This is a genomic window from Paenibacillus sp. MAHUQ-45 (genome assembly GCF_058133325.1).
On sequence record NZ_JBYUPV010000006.1, the window covers coordinates 298045 to 317241 of the forward strand.

The 19197-nt window shown below is 50.0% G+C and carries 11 protein-coding genes and 1 other annotated feature; of the genes, 9 read left to right on the top strand and 2 right to left on the bottom strand.

What is annotated here, in order from left to right:
* Positions 1-112: 112 nt before the first annotated feature.
* The 6 genes from AC3Y23_RS15710 (at position 113) to AC3Y23_RS15735 (ending at position 7675) form a co-directional block, all read left to right on the top strand.
* Positions 113-601, top strand: coding sequence for a GNAT family N-acetyltransferase (locus AC3Y23_RS15710; RefSeq protein WP_379200478.1), 489 nt, complete (start codon positions 113-115; stop codon positions 599-601).
* Between the two features lie 400 nt (positions 602-1001).
* Positions 1002-2366, top strand: a complete 1365-nt coding sequence (locus AC3Y23_RS15715) for a cytochrome ubiquinol oxidase subunit I (protein ID WP_379200480.1) — start codon at positions 1002-1004, stop codon at positions 2364-2366.
* Positions 2366-3379: a cytochrome d ubiquinol oxidase subunit II gene (locus AC3Y23_RS15720; RefSeq protein ID WP_379200482.1), complete on the top strand. Its 1014-nt coding sequence runs from the start codon at positions 2366-2368 to the stop codon at positions 3377-3379. The genes AC3Y23_RS15715 and AC3Y23_RS15720 overlap by 1 nt, the downstream gene beginning before the upstream one ends.
* A gap of 15 nt (positions 3380-3394) precedes the next feature.
* Complete coding sequence (cydD, locus tag AC3Y23_RS15725; protein WP_379200485.1) at positions 3395-5170, top strand: thiol reductant ABC exporter subunit CydD; 1776 nt, start codon at positions 3395-3397, stop codon at positions 5168-5170.
* Positions 5167-6894, top strand: a complete 1728-nt coding sequence (gene cydC, locus AC3Y23_RS15730) for a thiol reductant ABC exporter subunit CydC (RefSeq protein WP_379200487.1) — start codon at positions 5167-5169, stop codon at positions 6892-6894. The genes cydD and cydC overlap by 4 nt, the downstream gene beginning before the upstream one ends.
* Before the next feature lie 52 nt (positions 6895-6946).
* Complete coding sequence (locus tag AC3Y23_RS15735; RefSeq protein WP_379200489.1) at positions 6947-7675, top strand: response regulator transcription factor; 729 nt, start codon at positions 6947-6949, stop codon at positions 7673-7675.
* Between the two features lie 399 nt (positions 7676-8074).
* Here AC3Y23_RS15735 and AC3Y23_RS15740 read toward each other — a convergent pair whose 3' ends face one another.
* Complete coding sequence (locus AC3Y23_RS15740) at positions 8075-9943, bottom strand: arginine--tRNA ligase (protein ID WP_379200492.1); 1869 nt, start codon at positions 9941-9943, stop codon at positions 8075-8077.
* Positions 9944-9986: 43 nt separating this feature from the next.
* Positions 9987-10212: a binding site (T-box leader), on the bottom strand.
* Positions 10213-10813: 601 nt separating this feature from the next.
* On the opposite strand from AC3Y23_RS15740, the gene AC3Y23_RS15745 reads away from it, so the two are divergent.
* The 3 genes from AC3Y23_RS15745 to AC3Y23_RS15755 all read left to right on the top strand — a co-directional run bounded on the left by AC3Y23_RS15745 (position 10814) and on the right by AC3Y23_RS15755 (position 15711).
* Positions 10814-10939, top strand: a complete 126-nt coding sequence (locus AC3Y23_RS15745) for a hypothetical protein (RefSeq protein WP_379200625.1) — start codon at positions 10814-10816, stop codon at positions 10937-10939.
* Complete coding sequence (locus AC3Y23_RS15750) at positions 10936-14517, top strand: hypothetical protein (RefSeq protein ID WP_379200613.1); 3582 nt, start codon at positions 10936-10938, stop codon at positions 14515-14517. Before AC3Y23_RS15745 ends, AC3Y23_RS15750 begins: the two co-directional genes overlap by 4 nt.
* Before the next feature lie 90 nt (positions 14518-14607).
* Positions 14608-15711 (top strand): glycosyltransferase, encoded by a 1104-nt coding sequence (locus AC3Y23_RS15755; RefSeq protein WP_379200494.1) that lies wholly within the window; start codon positions 14608-14610, stop codon positions 15709-15711.
* Between the two features lie 90 nt (positions 15712-15801).
* Here the strand turns inward: AC3Y23_RS15755 and AC3Y23_RS15760 are convergent, their stop codons facing one another.
* Entirely contained in the window at positions 15802-19170 is a 3369-nt protein-coding gene (locus AC3Y23_RS15760) for a DEAD/DEAH box helicase (RefSeq protein ID WP_379200496.1), read from the bottom strand.
* Positions 19171-19197 lie beyond the last annotated feature (27 nt).

Sequence of the window (19197 nt, forward strand, 5' to 3'; positions counted from 1 at the left end):
AAAATGATTAAATATCTATATAAAAAGATGAGATATTTGAAGTTAATTAATGTTCTGCGTTGTTATTATTATATTGTAAGTTTTAAGATATACCAAAATAAAGGAGCACAAAATGAACATTACTTTCCAATCTTATAAGAAGGATGACATTGGGTTAATGGTCGATATCTGGAATGATATTTTAGTAGACGGTGTTGCTTTTCCTGGCGAAGATCTTTATACAGAGTCAGAATTTGAGGATATGCTGAAGGATCAGTCTGGCGTTACATGTATTCTAGTAGATGATAAATTAGCTGGTTATTATACTTTGCATCCGAATAATATAGGTAGATGCAGCCATATTGCTAATGCCAGCTATGCGATCTCAGAAGAGTACCGTGGTAAGAAATTAGCTGAACCGCTGGTGAAAAAATCAGTTGAACAAGCAAGAGAATTAGGTTTTAGCGGAATGCAATTTAATGCGGTTGTTGCGGGAAACATCGGGGCAATTCACACATATCAGAAGGTAGGATTTCAGACTATAGGCACAATTCCCAAAGGTTTTCGCCTAAAAGACGGTGTTTTGTCGGATATGTATATCATGTTCCTTCCATTTAATTAATAAAAATAATCCCCCGTAAGAAAGACACTTGGATCGAGTGACTTCTTGCGGGGGATTTGCTTTATTCAGAAGTCTTACCAGTACAATAGGCAACAATCAATAGCTCGTTTGGTTTATTTCTATGATATTCACGTAGTTGTCAGAAAGAGTTGATCCTTTCTTGAACGTTTAAAGACGAAGTCGTGACCGCAATTGAATTGATTCAAGTCGAAGATATAATAATTTTAAATATCAGGATTCGTAATAATACATTAAGCTTTTTGTCTAACTTGTGAAAAAAATCTCTTTTAGCTCATAACGAGTAGCATAAGAGGTTTATGAATAAAACAAAACGGAGACGCTGAGTAGAGTAATTCTGGTATTTAATATCTCAATAGAGTTAGAAGGGAGGCATTAGCGTATGGGAGTAGATACGGTACTCTGGAGCAAACTGGTGACAGGGATGACCCTGGGATTCCATGCTATTTTCGCAACACTTGGCGTAGGTATACCGCTAATGATTGCCATTGCTGAGTTCATTGGTATCCGCAAGCAAGATCCTCACTATACACTGATGGCCAAGAGGTGGTCACGAGGATTTATTATTTCCGTAGCAGTAGGTGTCGTGACAGGCACCGCGATTTCATTACAACTAGCGTTAGTATGGCCGAATTTTATGAAAATGGCGGGGAATGTCATCGCACTCCCGTTATTTTTAGAGGTGTTCGCTTTCTTTTTTGAGGCTATCTTTCTAGGAATCTACTTGTATACATGGGATCGCTTCAAAAACCCGTATATTCATTGTTTACTGACAATCCCAATTGTCTTGGGGGCGGGCATGTCCGCTGTGTTTATCACAACAGTAAACGGATTCATGAATCAGCCCCAAGGCTTTGTAATGAATGCCGGCCAATTCACAGCTGTCAATCCGATACAAGCCATGTTGAACGCTGCAACATTTTCTAAGGTTTCTCATGTATTAAGTTCAGCTTATTTGACAGGAGCTGCTCTCTTAGCGGGAATTGCTGCTTTTACGATGCTGAGAAAAGGTGTAACGGACTACCATCGAAAAGCCTTGAAACTTATGATGTGGGTTGTTTTGCTGTTCAGCTTGTTCAATACATTAGCAGGAGATATCTCGGCTAAATTTTTGGCAGAGCATCAACCGGAAAAGCTGGCTGCCGGGGAATGGCATTTCAAAACTGAAAAGGGCGCAGATTTGATTTTATTAGGTTTCCTTAACGCTGAGCATGAAGTCATAGGTGCACTTCATCTCCCCAAATTCCTTAGCTTCCTGGCTTTTGGCGACTTTAATGCGACGGTTACAGGTCTTGATCAATTCCCGGAAGCGGAATGGCCTCCGTTGCTCATTCATTACTTCTTTGATTCCATGGCCGGAATCGGATTTGCGCTATTGGGTATTTCCCTGCTTTATTTTTTCTTTGCATTCTTGAAAAAACGTCATGAGTTCAACAAGTGGCTGCTTCGAATAGTTGCACTGGGTGCACCGCTCGCTTTTATGGGCGTCGAGTTAGGTTGGTTTTATGCCGAGATGGGGCGGCAGCCCTGGATCATCCGGGGATATATGCGCGTAGATGAAGCAGCGACCTCTTCGCCGAGTGTGAGGATTTTATTTTTCTTCTTCTTGCTTCTTTACATCGTACTAGGGACCATGTGTGTTGTTGTGTTAAGACGCTTGTTTAACAATAATCCGGCAGAAGTCGAGATGGAGAAGTGGGCCAAGACTAAGCGTAATCCGACTACTGAAGAAGGGGAGCACGCGTAATGAATTATGAATTGATTGGGATCTCGGTGCTCTGGCTGTTCTTGTATGGCTATTTAATAGTAGCTTCTATTGATTTTGGAGCAGGATTCTTTGCTTTCTATGCTCGCCTGACCAAGCAGGACCACTTAATTAATCGTCTGATTTCACGTTATTTATCCCCTGTCTGGGAGATTACGAATGTCTTCTTTGTCTTTTTCTATATAGGCATTGTTGGTTTTTTCCCTGATACTGCCTACTACTATGGTTCTGCGTTGCTTGTTCCGGGAAGCATTGCTGTGATTCTGCTTGCGATTCGCGGGTCGTTCTATGCTTTTGAGAATTACGGGGCCAAAAGCAGCATCGTATATTTGTTTCTATATGGAGCTTCCGGTTTGCTTATTCCAGCATCCTTATCGGTAGCGCTCACCTTATCTGAGGGTGGATTTATAGTAAAAGAGCAGGGTAGCGTTGTGCTTGATTACTGGGCGTTGTTTACAAGCCCGTTATCCTGGAGCATTGTTGGGCTAGCTATTACATCTGTGCTGTTCATCAGCGGATCATTTCTAGCTTTTTACGCTTCTCGCGCAGAGGATCATAGTGCATTGAAGCTGCTGCGGAGCTACGCGCTGTTTTGGAGTACGCCAACCATTATTGTTGCACTGACTGCTTTTATTTACCTTGGTCAGCACAATGAGCGTCATTTTCAGAACATGATGGATTTATGGTGGCTACTGGCGATTTCCGTTGGATTCTTTATGACGGCAATGTGGCTGCTGTACAATGGGCGCCGCTACGGTTTGGCTTTTATATGTGTCATGCTGCAATTCTTCTGCGCTTTCTTTGCGTACGGGATTGGGCAGTACCCTTATATCATTGATCCTTACATTACGATCCAGAATAGTGCCACTTCGCCGTCTATGGCCATTGCCTTAATTATTGCCTTTGTCGGAGGGCTATGTCTGCTGATCCCTTCACTTATTCTAGTGTTCAGGCTTTTTCTCTTTGATGCGGATTATGTAAAGGGAAAACATTAAAGGAGGGGAAGGAACGTGAAGGGGAAAACAAGTCTGATCTCTAAACAAATGTCTATGCAAAGGAATCGCCTCGCTATCCTCGCCGTTCTCTCTCTGGGGCTCGGCGTAGCTATTGTAGGCCAGGCTGCGCTGCTAGCGAATGCAGTTCAGCGGATCTTTGTGCAAGGGGAAGCACTTTCGTCAGTTGTTGCTCTGCTGGGAGCACTGCTGGCTGTTATGGCTGTACGGAGTCTATTATCCTATGGAAACGGAAGGATTGGCTTGAACATGGCTGCTAGCGCGAAAAGAAATATGCGGGCAGCGCTCTTGCAGAATATGGTTCAGTCTTCCATTCCTTCTGCCATTCGTGGACAAGCAGGGGAAAAGGTAAGTATTGCACTGGATGCCGTGGATGAGGCTGACAGCTATTTCAGTCAATATATGCCTCGTATGATCGAGGTTTCTATGATTCCAGTGCTTATTTTAATAGTTGTTTTTACCCAGCATGCGAATTCTGGTTTTATCATGCTGTGCACAGCGCCCTTTATCCCTCTATTCATGATTCTGGCCGGACTAAAGACCAAGAATAAATCTGAAGAGAAGTATGCTCAGCTCGCTGAGTTCTCAGGTACGTTTCTCAACGCGGTTCGAGGACTGGTGACGTTGAAAATATTCGGGCAGGCCCAGCGCCAGCAGGAAGAAATTGAACGCAGCAGTATGGGGTACCGGGATGCAACGATGAGTATTCTGAGAATTGCGTTTACGAACACATTTATGCTGGAGACCGTCGTGATGTTAAGCATTGGGATTGTCGCTCTGGAGTTGGCTATTCAATTGCTCATTTTTAAATCGATTACTTTTCATACAGCCTTCTTGATCCTTCTGCTTGTTCCTGAATACTATAGTCTTTTCAAAAATACAGGAACAGCCTTTCATAGTGGCCGTACAAGCATGGGAGCGATCCGGAAGGTTGAACAGATGATGGTTGCAACGGATGGGGAAAGTCAGGGACTGAAAGAAGAAAAGGAAGGAACAAGGAATGCCGAATTCCAGTTGGATGTCATTAGCATGCCTCCATCCATCAGGCTGGATAACATTACATTCCGTTATCTTCCCGAGTCGTTTGAACTTCACATACCATCTGTAACGATTGAACAAGGAGAGAACGTGGCGATTGTGGGCAAAAGCGGCTCAGGTAAAACGACCCTACTTCATCTCATTGCCGGCTTGCTCAGACCAGATTCTGGAGAGATTCTGGTGAGCGGTAATCTGATTTCACAATTCACTGAAACCGAATGGTTCGAACGAATCAGCTATATTACGCAACATCCGTATATTTTTGCCGGCACGCTCGCTGAGAATATTGCCATTGGTACTAGCCGGAATGTCTCCAGAGCAGAAATCGAGCAGGCCGCGTCGGAGGCTGGACTTGCTGGTCTCGCCGCCCAGTTGGAGCATGGCTATGATACCTTGGTTGGTGAAGGCGGGAGAGGACTGTCCGGAGGCGAACAGCAGCGTCTGGCTCTGGCCCGTGCCTTTCTGAAGCGACCGTCTCTGATCTTATTCGATGAACCAACGGTTGGTTTGGATCTGTACACAGAGCGTATTCTGCAGAAGTCCTTAAATACACTGTCCCAAAGGGCGACAATGATTACGGTGGCGCATCGGCTGTATACCATACAGCATGCTGACAACATTCTATTTATGGATAATGGCGTATTAGTAGATTCGGGTGTGCATAACGAGCTTCTGCAGCGTCTACCTCAGTATGCCGAGATGATCAATGTTCAAAGAGAAGGGGGATTGGCATGAACGACCTAGCTATTCTATCCAAAGCGATGATACAGGAGCGGAAAGATATTGTTCTTGCCATTTTAGGTGGATTTATTGCCGGCATTGCCGGAGTGTTTCTTTTTTCCACAAGCGGTTATCTGATCTCCCAGACTGTATTTATGCCGCCCCTGTATACCTTGATTGTATTGACATCGTTGGTCAAAATGCTTGGTTTGCTCCGTGCGGGGAGCCGTTATGGAGAGCGGCTGTATTCCCATCGCGCGACATTCTCTATGCTAAGTCGGTTACGAACCACCTTTTTTGCAAAGCTCATTCCCTTAACACCAGGTGTATTGAATAAAAAGCGCAGTGGGGATCTGCTTGCCCAGATCGTGGGGGATGTGGAGAGCCTACAATTTTATTTTTTACGCGTCGCCTATCCGCCGGTCATTGTCGTGATGGTTTTTTTGGCAACGGTTCTGTTTACATCGGTATTCTCTATCTGGATTGCAGCGTTATTCGTGCTTGGGATGCTTGTTATCGCCTTTGTTGTTCCTGCCATCGTCCTGATTGGCCAGCGAAAAATAATTGGCCGTGTTCGTGAACAACGAGCAGCACTTTCAACAGAGTTTACCGAAGTCCTGTATGGTTTTCGTGAATTAAAAGTATATGGTCAATTAAAACAGCGGGAAGAGCAGCTTGGGCATCTCTCAGCAGATTTAGCGGCCGAGCAGCGGCGAGAAGCAGGTCATTTGCTCCTTGGACAATCCCTGCATACCTTTGTTACATTTTTAATTTCCTGGGGGGTACTGGCGCTTGGTGCTTGGCTGATCACGGCTGGACAACTTGCCGGAGTCTTTCTTGCCATGCTAGTCATGGCTTCACTAACAGTATTTGAAGAAGCTGCGGCAATGGCTACATTGCCTGCATACAAGCAGGATAGTGAACATGCTGCCAATAGGCTTACAGAAACAGTCAAAGCTGCTAATGAGGTACCTTCGCCATCAGGCGGTCTGCTGTCCGTTCATCAAGGAGTCTCGGTTAAGCTATCCGATGTGGCGTTTCAATATGAAGGGGAGTGGCGTCCTGCATTAAAGAACATTTCGCTGGAACTTCCTCCGGGCTCCAAAACGGCAATTGTCGGGCCGAGCGGCTCAGGAAAATCAACGATCATTGATCTGCTGCTGAAGCTGCGTACACCAACCGAAGGGCAAATCCAAATCAATGATGTGTTGCTCAAGGATCTGAACGAAACTAGCATTTGGGCAGCGGCGAATGTGGTTTTACAACATAATCATTTTTTTCGGGGAACCATTAGAGACAATCTGCTGCTCCAAGGCGAAGCGTATTCTGATGAAGTGTTGACTGCGATTCTGTGCAAGGCAGAACTTCCAAATAAATCGTTGACGGATGTGGTATACGAGAATGGTGAGAACTTGTCCGACGGTGAGAAACAGCGTTTGGCTCTAGCACGAGCAATGCTTCGGAAAGGAAAGCTATGGGTACTGGATGAGCCTACTTCATCTCTGGATTATGTGACAGAACAACGTGTTTTCGGTCATATTTACGAACAAGCGGCTGAAGATACACTTCTGTTGATTTGTCATCGACTTATCGGTCTGGACAAAATGGATCAAATCATAGTGATGGATCAGGGGAAGATTGTAGAGAGCGGTTCCTACTCAGAGTTGATGGAGCAAAAAGGTTACTTCTATGAGATGAAGGGAATTGAGCGGCAGATGGTTGGAGAAGATCGGGCATAAAGTTTCGCTGTGTCGATCAAGAGATTCGGAGGTGAACGACCTGACTCATTTTTTGAATAAAAGAATTCTGTTAATAGACGGAGATAGTCGGGTGCGGACATTACTGAGAAACTATCTCGAGAAAGAGAGCTTCATTGTAGATGAGGCTGCTAGCGGTGTTCAAGCTATTCGAAAATGTTTTGTGCATGGAAATTTCGATTTGATCGTGCTAGACTACGAGCTGCCAGATATAAGCGGGCTGGAAATCTGCAGATACGTTAAGCATAGTGGGGACGTTCCTGTTGTTATTTTGTCTGAACGCTCCGATGAAGGAGACCGGATCGAGGGATTTCGGGCGGGCGCTGATGATTATGTCGTCAAGCCGTTTAGTCCAAGAGAGGTTCTATTACGTATCCAAAGTATTGTTGCTCGCATGACTGGAACCTGCATTTCTCATGTTAATGATTCATCAAGCAGTGAAATTCTGTTTGCGGGAATTAAGATTCAGCCCAGTGCTCGCCGTATACGGGTACAAGGAAATGAAATTCACTTGACGCGCAAGGAGTACGATCTGCTGTATCTTCTAGTTACCAATCCGGAAAAAGTGTTCTCTAGAGAAGAATTGCTGAGAGAAGTATGGAGGTCGTCGGCGAAGGAAATATACGATAGGCGCACAGTCGATACCCATATCAAGCGATTACGTGAAAAGCTGACCCTCCATTACCCGGAAGGAAATGAGTTCATTCAAACCTTATGGGGACACGGTTACAGGTTCCGCAGTCCAGAGCAATCTTTGTCTTGAGTAGCTTCAAGCCTAGATGTTATTCCTAGAGTGTAATTAACGGCAATTTTGTACCTTAAACTCTCTACAACTCAGGCTTAGTGGGAATTAAGTGCAATATTGTACCTTAAATCTTCCAGAATACCCCGTTCAGGGTGCTTTTGCGAAAAATAAGATACAATAATGCCCTTATTTTCTTCTTTTGCCTATATTCAAGAAAAATAAGGTACAAAAATGCGCTTAATTGGGAGGTAGAACATTCTTCACTGTTAACAACGCCGGATCTTCTGTTTGAATCTTAATTTCGCTTAATATAGAATAGTAAGTTAAAAAAGTCTCTGTGGTCGCGTTATACTAACGCTCCAGAGACTTTTTTAGGTTATTGCTGGCTGCCTGTTCAATTTCTAACCTTTGAACCTTCTACATCCGGTTTGGCGCGGGAAGACCCAATACGTTCAGCGCATCGCCCAGCGTGGCCTGGAACTTGCCAGTCAGCCAGACCCGGAATCTTATGCTGTCTTCTTCTCCCTTCAGAATCGGACACTGTGAATAGAAGTTATTAAACAGCGTAGCCAAGGTATGTGCGTAGGTACAGATCAGGTTCGGCGCCAGCTCCTGTGCAGCCTCATGCAGCGTATCTGTCCAGGCACTGAGATGTCTCAGCAAGGCAAGCTCTGCCGCTTCTGGTGTACTTGGGAATGGAGCCGCTGCATTCACTGTAATTCCTGCCGCTTCGGCTTTACCAAGTACACTGCCTGCCCGTGCGAAGGTGTACATCAGGTAGACGCCAGTATTGCCGGAGATTTCAGTAGCCTGCCGGAAGTCGAAGACAATCTCTGTCCCAAGATTGAAGCGCAGCAGGTAGTACCGAATGGCGGCATGAGCAATGATACGGCTAGATAGACCGCTTTTATCGGAACGGCTCTCTTCGATAGTCTCTTCCATTAAGGAAATCAGATTAGCGACCTTCACGCCGATCCCCTGGCGCCCCGACATGGCATAGGAGTTTTTGCCATCAGAGATATCAATTCCAAGCTCGGCAGCGGAAGCAGGGCTTAGTGAGACTACACCGTAGCTTACATGGTAGAGCTTCTCCGCTTGTTCGGGATAGCCAAGCACCTGCAGGGCCTGCTTCACCATCAGTTGCGGGTATTCCTGGCGATGGTCAATCACATTGATGACAGCATCCGCCTGCCCATAAGGCATGGACTGTCCGGTTAGTCCGGTAGTCCACAGTCCAGCAGCAAATTCGCTATAAGCAAAATCTTTGTCCAGTAATCCGAATTTCCACAGATGATAGGCGATATCTTTGGCAGTGTAGGTCAAAATCCCGTTGGAGCGAACCAGCACTTTATCCTGGTGGTATTCACCATTCTCCGTACCTTCTTCTGCTGTCTCTCCAGTGCCTTGTTTCAGCACCCAACAGCCGGCAAGCTTTCCTTCCGTTTCTTGAACAAAAGCTGAAGTCTGCGACAGTCGGTCGAACGCAGCCGCCCAGAAACCCTCTCTGACAATGCTGCTCTCCCAGACGAGCAGATCATAGTCAATTCCGAAGCCTTTCATCTCTTCTACATGCTCCCGCACGATCCGCTCGGCCACGAGATTGCCCAGCCAGGCGGTGTTTCCGCGGCCTTCTTCCAAGGCATGCAGGGTTTCGGACCGTTTCTCCACCATCCCAGGCTCAAGAGCATACGCCTTGTTTATTTGGGAATAAATATCCCAGCAGTAATCCCCGAAGCGAACATACTCCCCCTCCAGCGGAATGTTTTGTAGTCCCACAACCGTATCGGCGAGCTGATTACCAAGATCATCTACGTAGTTGTGCACTTCGACCTGTTTTCCTGTTCTTCTCAGTACGCGAACCAAGGTATCCCCGATACAGGAGTTGCGGAGATGGCCAATATGAGCAGCCTTATTGGGATTGATGGAGGTATGCTCTACAACAATTTTTTCATTCGAGAGCTCGGGAAGCACAAAAGAGTGTTGTGCCCAAGTCGGCCAGTGAATATACAAATTAACAAAACCCGGCGCTGCGACGGCAACTTCACGAATCAAGCCAGAACAGGCACCTTGCTGTTCAAAGGTATCCTTTATCAACCCGGCAATAATCATCGGCGCTTTGCGCAAGGTCTTGGCGAGCTGCAGTGCAATGCTGCTGGCATAATCACCATGCTCAAGGCTGGCAGGCTGTTCAATGGGGATAGGGCCTCCGGTATAAGGTACACCGAGTGTTAGGCAGACTTCCCGCACACTTTGTTCCAGACTATCTCTAATGTGTTGACTTAACATAAATACATCCTCCTTATAAATAAAAAAACAGCCCCCGTCTCTATAAAGAGACGAGGGCTGTAAGCGCTCGCGGTACCACTCCTTGTTGCCGAACTATTAAGTTCAGCCACTCGTATTAGGGTAACGGCCTTCTGCCGGGATTTCCTACTGCTTCGGTTCAGAAATCCATCTCACGGGTGCGCTTCAATATGGGGGCCGCACCGGCTTTCACTCTCCCGGCTCGCTGAGGGCTGACTTCCCATAACTACTCTCCCGATCATCGATTGTCATATCAATTATCAATTTTTCTTAGTATACCCAAAATTGCCAAGAAAGCAATAGTTAAACCCATTCTTCTACCAATCAGTATTGAAAATTAAATTTGAACTATCTTTACGAGAGGGTTATGGAAGTCTACACCGTGCGGGGTTTCAAAGAATATTACTATTTAAGGCACTAAGTTATTCATGCAGTGAAAATGATAGTGTCGTAGTTTCCAAATCTATAAAAAAGGAGATGGAGAAATGAGCTTTTGGTCGACAGGACCGATAGAGAATGCTGTGTCGCCTGTGAGCGGGATTAGACCCACTCAGCATGTTATCGTCAAAATCGATAACCGTAGTTCCAGCACGGTTTCTTCGGTCGGGATTCAAGGGTTCTATCTGAATGGTGTAAGAACAGAGTATGTCGATGAATTGTTGTCTGTTGCACCTAATCAGGTAATTACCAGAGAATATTTTGCGGATTTTGACGGCTTCGAATTCCTTTTCGAGACCCCAATCAGCCCTTGTGACGACGATCCTATTCAAATTTCGGTCTGGGGTATAGATGCTCAAGGTCAATTGGTAACTGCACATCGCCTCGTCTCCGCTGAGCTGTTAGGTGAACTGTGTGGCATCACTGGCGCAACAGGTGCACCAGGTGCAACTGGCTCGACAGGAGCTACAGGAGCAACTGGTCAGACTGGAGCGAGAGGAGCTACGGGTGCCACCGGGGCAACTGGAGCAACCGGGGTGACAGGAAATACTGGAGTACCGGGAACACCAGGAGTGACAGGTGCAACTGGGGCAACGGGAGCAACGGGAGCGACTGGAGTGACAGGTGCCACTGGAGCAACGGGTGGAACAGGAGCAACTGGGGCAACGGGAGCCACTGGAGCGACAGGAGATTCTGGTGAAACTGGAGCCACCGGAGCTACCGGAGCTACCGGAGCGACAGGTGACACTGGAGCAACGGGTGGAACAGGAGCAACTGGATCAACTGGAGCGACGGGAGACACTGGAGCAACAGGAGCAACGGGTGCAACAGGAGACACTGGAGCAACTGGGGAAACGGGAGCAGCTGGAGCAACGGGAGCCACTGGAGCAACGGGAGCAACAGGGGCAACAGGAGACACTGGTGCAACGGGAGCGACAGGAGCAACGGGAGACACTGGTGCAACGGGTGCCACCGGAGCGACAGGAGACACTGGAGCAACAGGAGACACTGGAGCAACAGGAGCAACAGGAGCAACGGGAGCAACGGGTGAAACTGGAGCAACGGGAGCAACAGGAGCAACAGGAGCAACAGGAGCAACGGGAGCAACGGGAGCAACAGGAGCAACAGGAGCAACAGGAGCAACTGGAGCAACAGGAGCAACGGGAGCAACAGGAGCAACGGGAGCAACAGGGGCAACAGGAGACACTGGTGCAACGGGTTCCACCGGAGCAACAGGAGACACTGGTGCAACGGGAGCAACAGGAGCAACGGGTGAAACTGGAGCAACGGGGGCAACAGGAGACACTGGAGCAACTGGGGCAACGGGAGCGACAGGAGCGACAGGAGACACTGGAGCGACAGGAGACACAGGAGCCACCGGAGCGACAGGAGACACTGGAGCAACAGGAGCGACAGGAGACACTGGAGCAACAGGAGCAACGGGAGACACTGGAGCAACAGGAGCCACTGGAGCAACGGGTGAAACTGGTGCAACGGGAGCAACAGGAGCAACAGGAGCAACGGGTGAAACTGGAGCAACGGGAGCAACTGGAGCAACGGGTGAAACTGGAGCAACAGGAGCAACGGGAGCAACAGGGGCAACAGGAGACACTGGTGCAACGGGAGCCACTGGAGCGACAGGAGATTCTGGTGAAACTGGAGCCACCGGAGCAACAGGTGCCACTGGAGCAACGGGTGGAACAGGAGCAACTGGGGCAACGGGAGCCACTGGAGCGACAGGAGATTCTGGTGAAACTGGAGCAACGGGTGGAACAGGAGCAACTGGGGCAACTGGTGCAACGGGAGCGACAGGTGACACTGGAGCGACAGGAGCGACAGGAGCCACAGGAGCCACCGGAGCCACCGGAGCCACCGGAGCGACAGGAGACACAGGAGCAACGGGTGAAACAGGAGCGACAGGAGCGACAGGAGACACTGGAGCAACAGGAGCAACGGGAGACACTGGAGCAACAGGAGCAACGGGAGACACTGGAGCAACAGGAGCAACGGGAGACACTGGTGCAACAGGAGACACTGGAGCGACCGGAGTGACAGGTGCCACTGGAGCAACGGGTGAAACTGGTGCAACGGGAGCAACAGGAGCAACGGGAGCAACAGGGGCAACAGGTGCCACTGGAGCAACGGGTGAAACTGGTGCAACGGGTGCGACAGGAGCCACGGGAGCAACGGGAGACACTGGAGAAACAGGAGCAACAGGAGCAACAGGAGCAACAGGAGCAACAGGAGCAACGGGAGCAACAGGGGCAACAGGTGCCACTGGAGCAACGGGTGAAACTGGAGCCACTGGTGCAACGGGAGCAACTGGAGCAACGGGTGAAACTGGAGCAACGGGAGCAACAGGAGCAACGGGAGCAACGGGAGCAACAGGAGCAACGGGAGCAACAGGGGCAACAGGAGACACTGGTGCAACGGGAGCAACAGGAGCAACGGGAGACACTGGTGCAACGGGTGCCACCGGAGCAACAGGTGACACTGGTGCAACGGGAGCGACAGGAGACACAGGAGCCACCGGAGCGACAGGAGCAACAGGAGACACTGGAGCAACAGGAGCAACGGGAGACACTGGTGCAACAGGAGACACTGGAGCGACCGGAGTGACAGGTGCCACGGGAGCAACGGGTGAAACTGGTGCAACGGGTGCGACAGGAGCAACTGGAGCCACCGGAGTCACTGGAGCAACGGGAGCGACGGGCGCCACTGGAGCAACAGGAGCCACTGGAGCTACGGGTGCAACAGGAGCCACTGGAGCAACGGGAGCAACGGGAGTGACAGGAGCCACCGGAGCAACAGGAGCAACTGGGGCAACGGGAGCGACAGGTGACACTGGAGCGACAGGAGCCACCGGAGCAACAGGAACGACTGGAACAACAGGAGCCACTGGAGCTACGGGTGTAACAGGAGCCACTGGGGCAACAGGAGCAACGGGAGCGACAGGAGCCACCGGAGCCACCGGAGCCACCGGAGCGACAGGAGCGACAGGAGCGACTGGAACAACAGGAGCCACTGGGGCAACAGGAGCAACGGGAGCGACAGGAGCCACCGGAGCCACCGGAGCGACAGGAGCCACCGGAGCGACAGGAGCCACCGGAGCAACAGGAGCAACAGGAGCCACCGGAGCAACAGGAGCAACAGGAGCCACTGGAACAACTGGAGCAACGGGAGCCACCGGAGCCACTGGGGCAACAGGAGTCACCGGAGCGACAGGAGCGACTGGAACAACAGGAGCCACCGGAGCGACAGGAGCCACCGGAGCAACGGGTGCAACGGGAGCAACAGGAGCGACGGGAACCACTGGGGCGACAGGAGCCACCGGAGCAACAGGAGCGACTGGAACAACTGGAGCAACAGGAGCCACTGGGGCAACCGGAGCGACAGGTGCAACAGGATCGGCAGGAGCCACAGGAGCCACCGGAGCCACCGGAGCCACGGGAGCCGCCGGAGGTACCGGAGCAACCGGAGCCACCGGAGTAACGGGAGCCACCGGAAGTACCGGAGCAACAGGAGCCACTGGAGGTACCGGAGCAACGGGAGCCGCCGGAGGTACCGGAGCAACAGGAGCCACAGGAACCGCCGGTTCAGGTGCCATCATTCCTTATGCTTCGGGACTTCCAGTTTCGTTGACTACAGTACTGGGTGGTGTACTGAATACATCCAGCTTGATCGGTTTTGGCACGAGCTCCATAGGTCTGAATATTACCGGCTCAGCAATTAACATTACCGGTGGTCCAGGGCTTTTGGTCAACGAAGCATTCTCTGTTCCACGTGCCGGTACCATCACCTCAATAGCTGCTTATTTCAGTACGACAACTGCACTCAGCTTGGTAGGTACAACGATTACCATTACAGCTGAATTGTACCGTTCGATAGCACCTAATAACACTTTCACAGCAATAGCAGGGTCGATTGTAACGCTGACTCCTACACTTACAGGTACTCTGGCGTTGGGTACAACCAGCAGTGGAACCGCTACTGGTTTATCCATTCCGGTCACCCCTGGGGAGCGGTTGATTCTGGTCTTCAGCGCTAATGTAACGGCTGGTACTGATGTAGCGACTACGATTGCCGGCTATGCCAGTGGCGGGATCGCCATCAGCTAAGGTATATCCGTAGGTTTCAAATAAGCAAGGGCTTGTTACAAGCCCCTGCTTATTTTTATCCCTGTGTTGCATTCAAGGAAGGAGATATCCATGATTTCAATCAGTCTGTGCATGATCGTGCGTAATGAGGAAAAAGGACTCGCCCGCTGTCTTTCAACGGTTAAGGAAATCGTCGATGAAATTATTATTGTAGATACAGGTTCCACCGACAAGACCAAGGAAGTCGCTAGAAGCTTCGGTGCCAAAATTTATGATTTTGAATGGATCGATCACTTTGCTGCTGCTAGAAACTATGCCTTCAAGCAGGCGACGCAAGAATATATTCTCTGGCTGGATGCCGATGATACCATTGCCGAGAAGGATCAGACTCTTTTTAAAGAGTTAAAAAAGACGTTGTCCCCCCATATTCATAGTGTAACCATGCCCTATCATCTGGCGTTTGACCATGACGGAAATGTGACCTCGAGCTTGCGGCGTAACCGGCTGGTTAGACGGGATCGCAACTTTCAGTGGTACGGCCCGGTGCACGAGTATTTGGAGGTAGGCGGCAATATTATTCACGGCGAGGTGGCGATTACTCATCAAAAAGATAAACAGTATACAGACCGCAATCTGCGCATTTATCGCAAAAGAGTAGAGCAGGGGGAACAATTCTCCCCTCGCGACTTGTACTATTACGCTAACGAGCTTCGCGATCATGCCTTGTACCAGGAAGCTGTGGAGTACTATGGGAAGTTCCTGGGCGCAGGTGAGGGTTGGGTTGAGGATAATATTCAGGCCTGCCTCAAGCTGGCTGGTTGTTATGGGCAATTGGGCGACACGGAAAAAGAGTTCCAGGCTCTCTGCAAAACCTTGCAGTATGACGCTCCCCGTGCGGAATTCTGCTGCCGGATCGGTGCATTTTTCCTGGAAAAATCGCAGCACAATGAAGCTATTTATTGGTATCAGCAGGCGCTGAACCTGCCAGAACAGAAAGAGAATATGGGTTCCACCAACCGTGCCTATTCAACCTGGCTGCCGCATTTGCAACTCTGCCTGTGCTATGACCGGATAGGGGAACATCTGCAAGCGAATGAACATAATGAACAGGCTCTAAAATACGCACCTTCTCATCCGAGCATGCTGTATAACCGAAATTATTTTCAGAAACTTCTGGGTCCTGCCTACAAGAAGGAAGCAGGGACTAGAAAATAATATAACAATCCCCCATGGGGTCATCGCCGTGGGGGGATTGTCATTTCTCTGTTTTTTCTCAGGCAAGCCTTCTTGTTAAAGTTGGTTGTATCAAATCCGCAGAATCTCCCGGATATCTTGTTCTGTCAGGGCGGACAAGCTCTCATGTCCTGGCTGAATGACTTCATCGATCAAGTTCTTCTTCTTTTGCTGCAATTCATACATCTTGTCTTCCACCGTACCTTGGGCGACGAGTCGGATCACCTGCACGACATTCTTCTGCCCGATGCGGTGAGCGCGGTCGGCGGCCTGCTGTTCTACAGCAGGGTTCCACCAAAGATCGTAGAGGATGACGGTATCCGCTCCCGTCAAGTTCAGTCCAGTGCCGCCTGCTTTTAATGAGATCAGGAACAGATCCCCTTCCCCTTCGTTGAAGCGTTGGCATAGCTGGGTCCGCTGGGCAGGCGGCGTTTGACCATCGAGATAGAAATAGGGAACACCCTGCACGCCAAGCTCCCGTCCAATCAGGTCCAGCATACTTGTGAACTGTGAGAAGACCAGCATCCGTTTGCCGGAGCTGCGGCATTCAGCGATAATCTCAAGCAATTGCTCGAATTTACCAGAGCCTCCTTGATAGCCCTCGATAAATAGAGAAGGGTGGCAGCAGAGCTGACGTAGCCGGGTCAGTCCGGCCAGGATTTTGATCCGGTGCTCTCCAAACCCGCCGAAGCCGTCGCTGTCCAGGTGCTTAAGTGCTTCTTTTTGCAGTCGGGCAAGGTAAGCTACATACAGCTTCTTCTGGTCCGGTAGCAGCTCGGAGGCTTGTACAGACTCAATTTTGTCAGGCAGTTCCTTCAGCACATCACGCTTCAGGCGACGCAGCAGAAATGGCCTAGCCCGTTTAGCAACCGCTGCTCTCGGCAAATCATGAAAAGTCTTCTTATTCTCAGGAAATAGTCCAGGAAAGACAGCACTGAAGATAGACCATAAATCTTCTAGCGCATTCTCTACAGGTGTTCCTGTCAAAGCAAAGCGATAACGTGCCTGTAGACTTCTAACCGCTCGGGCCGTTTGAGTGACTTCATTCTTGATGACTTGTGCCTCGTCGAGAATCAGTGTATGAAAGGATATTCCGTTATATAGCTTCACATCCCTACGCAGCAGCGGGTAAGAGGTGATGATCACATCAGCTTCGGCAGTGTTCTTGAGCGTTCGGCTTCGTTCTGTCAGGTTGCCATCTGCGATGACCGCTTTTATCTCCGGAGCAAATTTCTTCAACTCGTTATGCCAGTTGTAGAGCAGTGAGGCAGGGGCGACGATCAACGCTGGCCGTCCTCCGTCCCTGATGTCCGGCAGCTCGGAGAGCAGGAAGGTGATGCTTTGCAGTGTTTTACCTAGCCCCATATCATCGGCCAGAATGCCGCCGAAGCGGTAATGGGCCAGTGTCTTGAGCCACTGGAACCCGAGCTGCTGATAATCTCTCAGCACAGGAAATAGGCTGTCCGGTACAGGGAAATCCAGATTGTCTGGATTTTGCAGATTGGCGAGCAGCTTGCGGAAGCTTTTATCGAGCTTGACTGCATCTCCTTTATGATCGGTGGAACCGAGATGCAGCCCCCGGATAAGGGGCAATGAGAAGGCTTTGCCTTGAATCTCCCCGGTCTTGATCCCCACTTCATTCATAAAAGTGATCATTTCCTGAAGCTCCTCGGTGTCCAGTGGCAGCAAGGCTCCATCTGGAAGACGGTAATATCGACGCTTCTCTTGAAGTGCCTTCAGAAGGGCGGCAATCTCCTCTTCGGGAATGCCACCCATATCGAACTTGAAATCCAGCCAGTCCGTTTTTTCATTCCAGCTGACGTTGACCTTGGGAGGAGGATTGCCTGTAAGTAGCCTCTCTTTAACAGCGGTGGTCGCGTAGACTTCCAGCAGATCCTCCAGAAGTGGAACCGTATGGTACAGAAAATCGAATTCGTCATCCTCGTTACTCATGAGGAAGCTGCTTTCCGTTCTGACGAAGGCGGCGTTCTCCATCAGCTCCATTATTCGGGCTTCCCGTTCGCCGTCTCGCATAAGGATGAGATCTGTACCGCGGCTTCGGTGTTCTTCCAGCGGATTCAGGACGATATCCCCGTACTGAAACTCCAGTCCCGCAAGCAGCCGGTCCCTGATTCGGTCCAGATAGAGCCGGGCTTTTAACGGGCTGTGAAGGATCCGGTCCGAGATGGACTCGGCGACCGTAACCGTGCCCAGCTTCACGAGACCGGGAATCACCTTGTCCATGAACGATTCAATCTGCGTTGGCGTAATACCCAGGCTGCTTTGGCTAGAGGTGCCTAGCATCCGCTTGATCCCGGCGAGCCGCCCGCATTCTTGGGATGGTAGTTCCAGCAGTTGGCCTGCGGACAGCACCAAATCGTAATTTTCCAATACCGTGATGTTGTCCAGGCCCTGAACCTCCAGGCGGTAGCCGCCGCTCTTCGCCTGATCCAGCTGAAACACTAGCGGGAGTGTTCCCTGCGAGATATTCACGCCTTCGTATAGGTGATCACCTTGCTGGAGGTGGACCGAAGGCGCTGTTGCCAGTAGGGGTTGCAGTTCCTTCCAGAAATAAGGTGGGATAGGAAGTAACCGCTCCCGCTCTCCGCTGGCTCTATTTCCATATTGTGAGTTGATCCCCAGGCTATCACGGTAGACTTTTTCACTCTGTATGATCTGGAGGAGCTTTTGGATAATCTCATTGTCCTTCTGAAGAAAGCTGTACTGCGAGGGACTATAAACAAAATGCCGCGAGAATTCAAAGTTCTCCCCACGATGAATGGCTTCCAGGAAGGTTCTGATCTTCTGTACAATATATAGACGTTTAGGCCCTATCTTCAGCTCAATGCCAAGCATTTCAGTGCTGCCGTAGCCAGAGGTCATAGGTCTCACTGTCCACTCCACAACTAGCGTATCTCTCGTATCCACATAGGTCCCTGCGCCTGAGGGACGGGGACGTGGGCGCGAATTTCCGAACATGCCCAGCATACTGTCCACCAGTTGGCTGTCTTGCGCAGGACTTCCAGAGGAATGGCGGAGGTTGCGCGGTGTCAGCCTGCCGTCTTCCCTGTACGACAGCGCGTGCTGGTGCAGGATTGAGTTCTCTGAACGCTGATCCGAATGATCGGCATGCGCCAGCTCATGGATGTGAATCAGCACGGCAGCGATATGCTTGCAGTAAGGCCCGCCGTGTGAATAGGCCGGACAGCTGCACTCTGCCCGAACGTCTCCATCGCTGTCCACGGCAGCTTTGACGTCATAGCTGGGGTGTCCTTGAACGATGGCTTCATATTCTGTCCGGCTGACGATTCCACCGCGCTCCTCTTGTTGTTCTTCCCAGGTTAATTGAACCTTGTTGCTATGGAAGAGGATGGCTCCTTCTTCTAGAACGGCTTTGCCACACAGCAGCTTGATTACCCGCTCCGGTACACTGTATCCCATGCTGTTATTCCTTTCTTCTACGCATCA

Bases quoted from the DNA above. Each gene is read 5' to 3' on its own strand.
- AC3Y23_RS15710 (WP_379200478.1), top strand. From the start codon at position 113: ATGAACATTACTTTCCAATCTTATAAGAAGGATGACATTGGGTTAATG.
- AC3Y23_RS15715 (WP_379200480.1), top strand. From the start codon at position 1,002: ATGGGAGTAGATACGGTACTCTGGAGCAAACTGGTGACAGGGATGACC.
- AC3Y23_RS15720 (WP_379200482.1), top strand. From the start codon at position 2,366: ATGAATTATGAATTGATTGGGATCTCGGTGCTCTGGCTGTTCTTGTAT.
- cydC (WP_379200487.1), top strand. From the start codon at position 5,167: ATGAACGACCTAGCTATTCTATCCAAAGCGATGATACAGGAGCGGAAA.
- AC3Y23_RS15740 (WP_379200492.1), bottom strand. From the start codon at position 9,943: ATGTTAAGTCAACACATTAGAGATAGTCTGGAACAAAGTGTGCGGGAA.
- AC3Y23_RS15755 (WP_379200494.1), top strand. From the start codon at position 14,608: ATGATTTCAATCAGTCTGTGCATGATCGTGCGTAATGAGGAAAAAGGA.
- AC3Y23_RS15760 (WP_379200496.1), bottom strand. From the start codon at position 19,170: ATGGGATACAGTGTACCGGAGCGGGTAATCAAGCTGCTGTGTGGCAAA.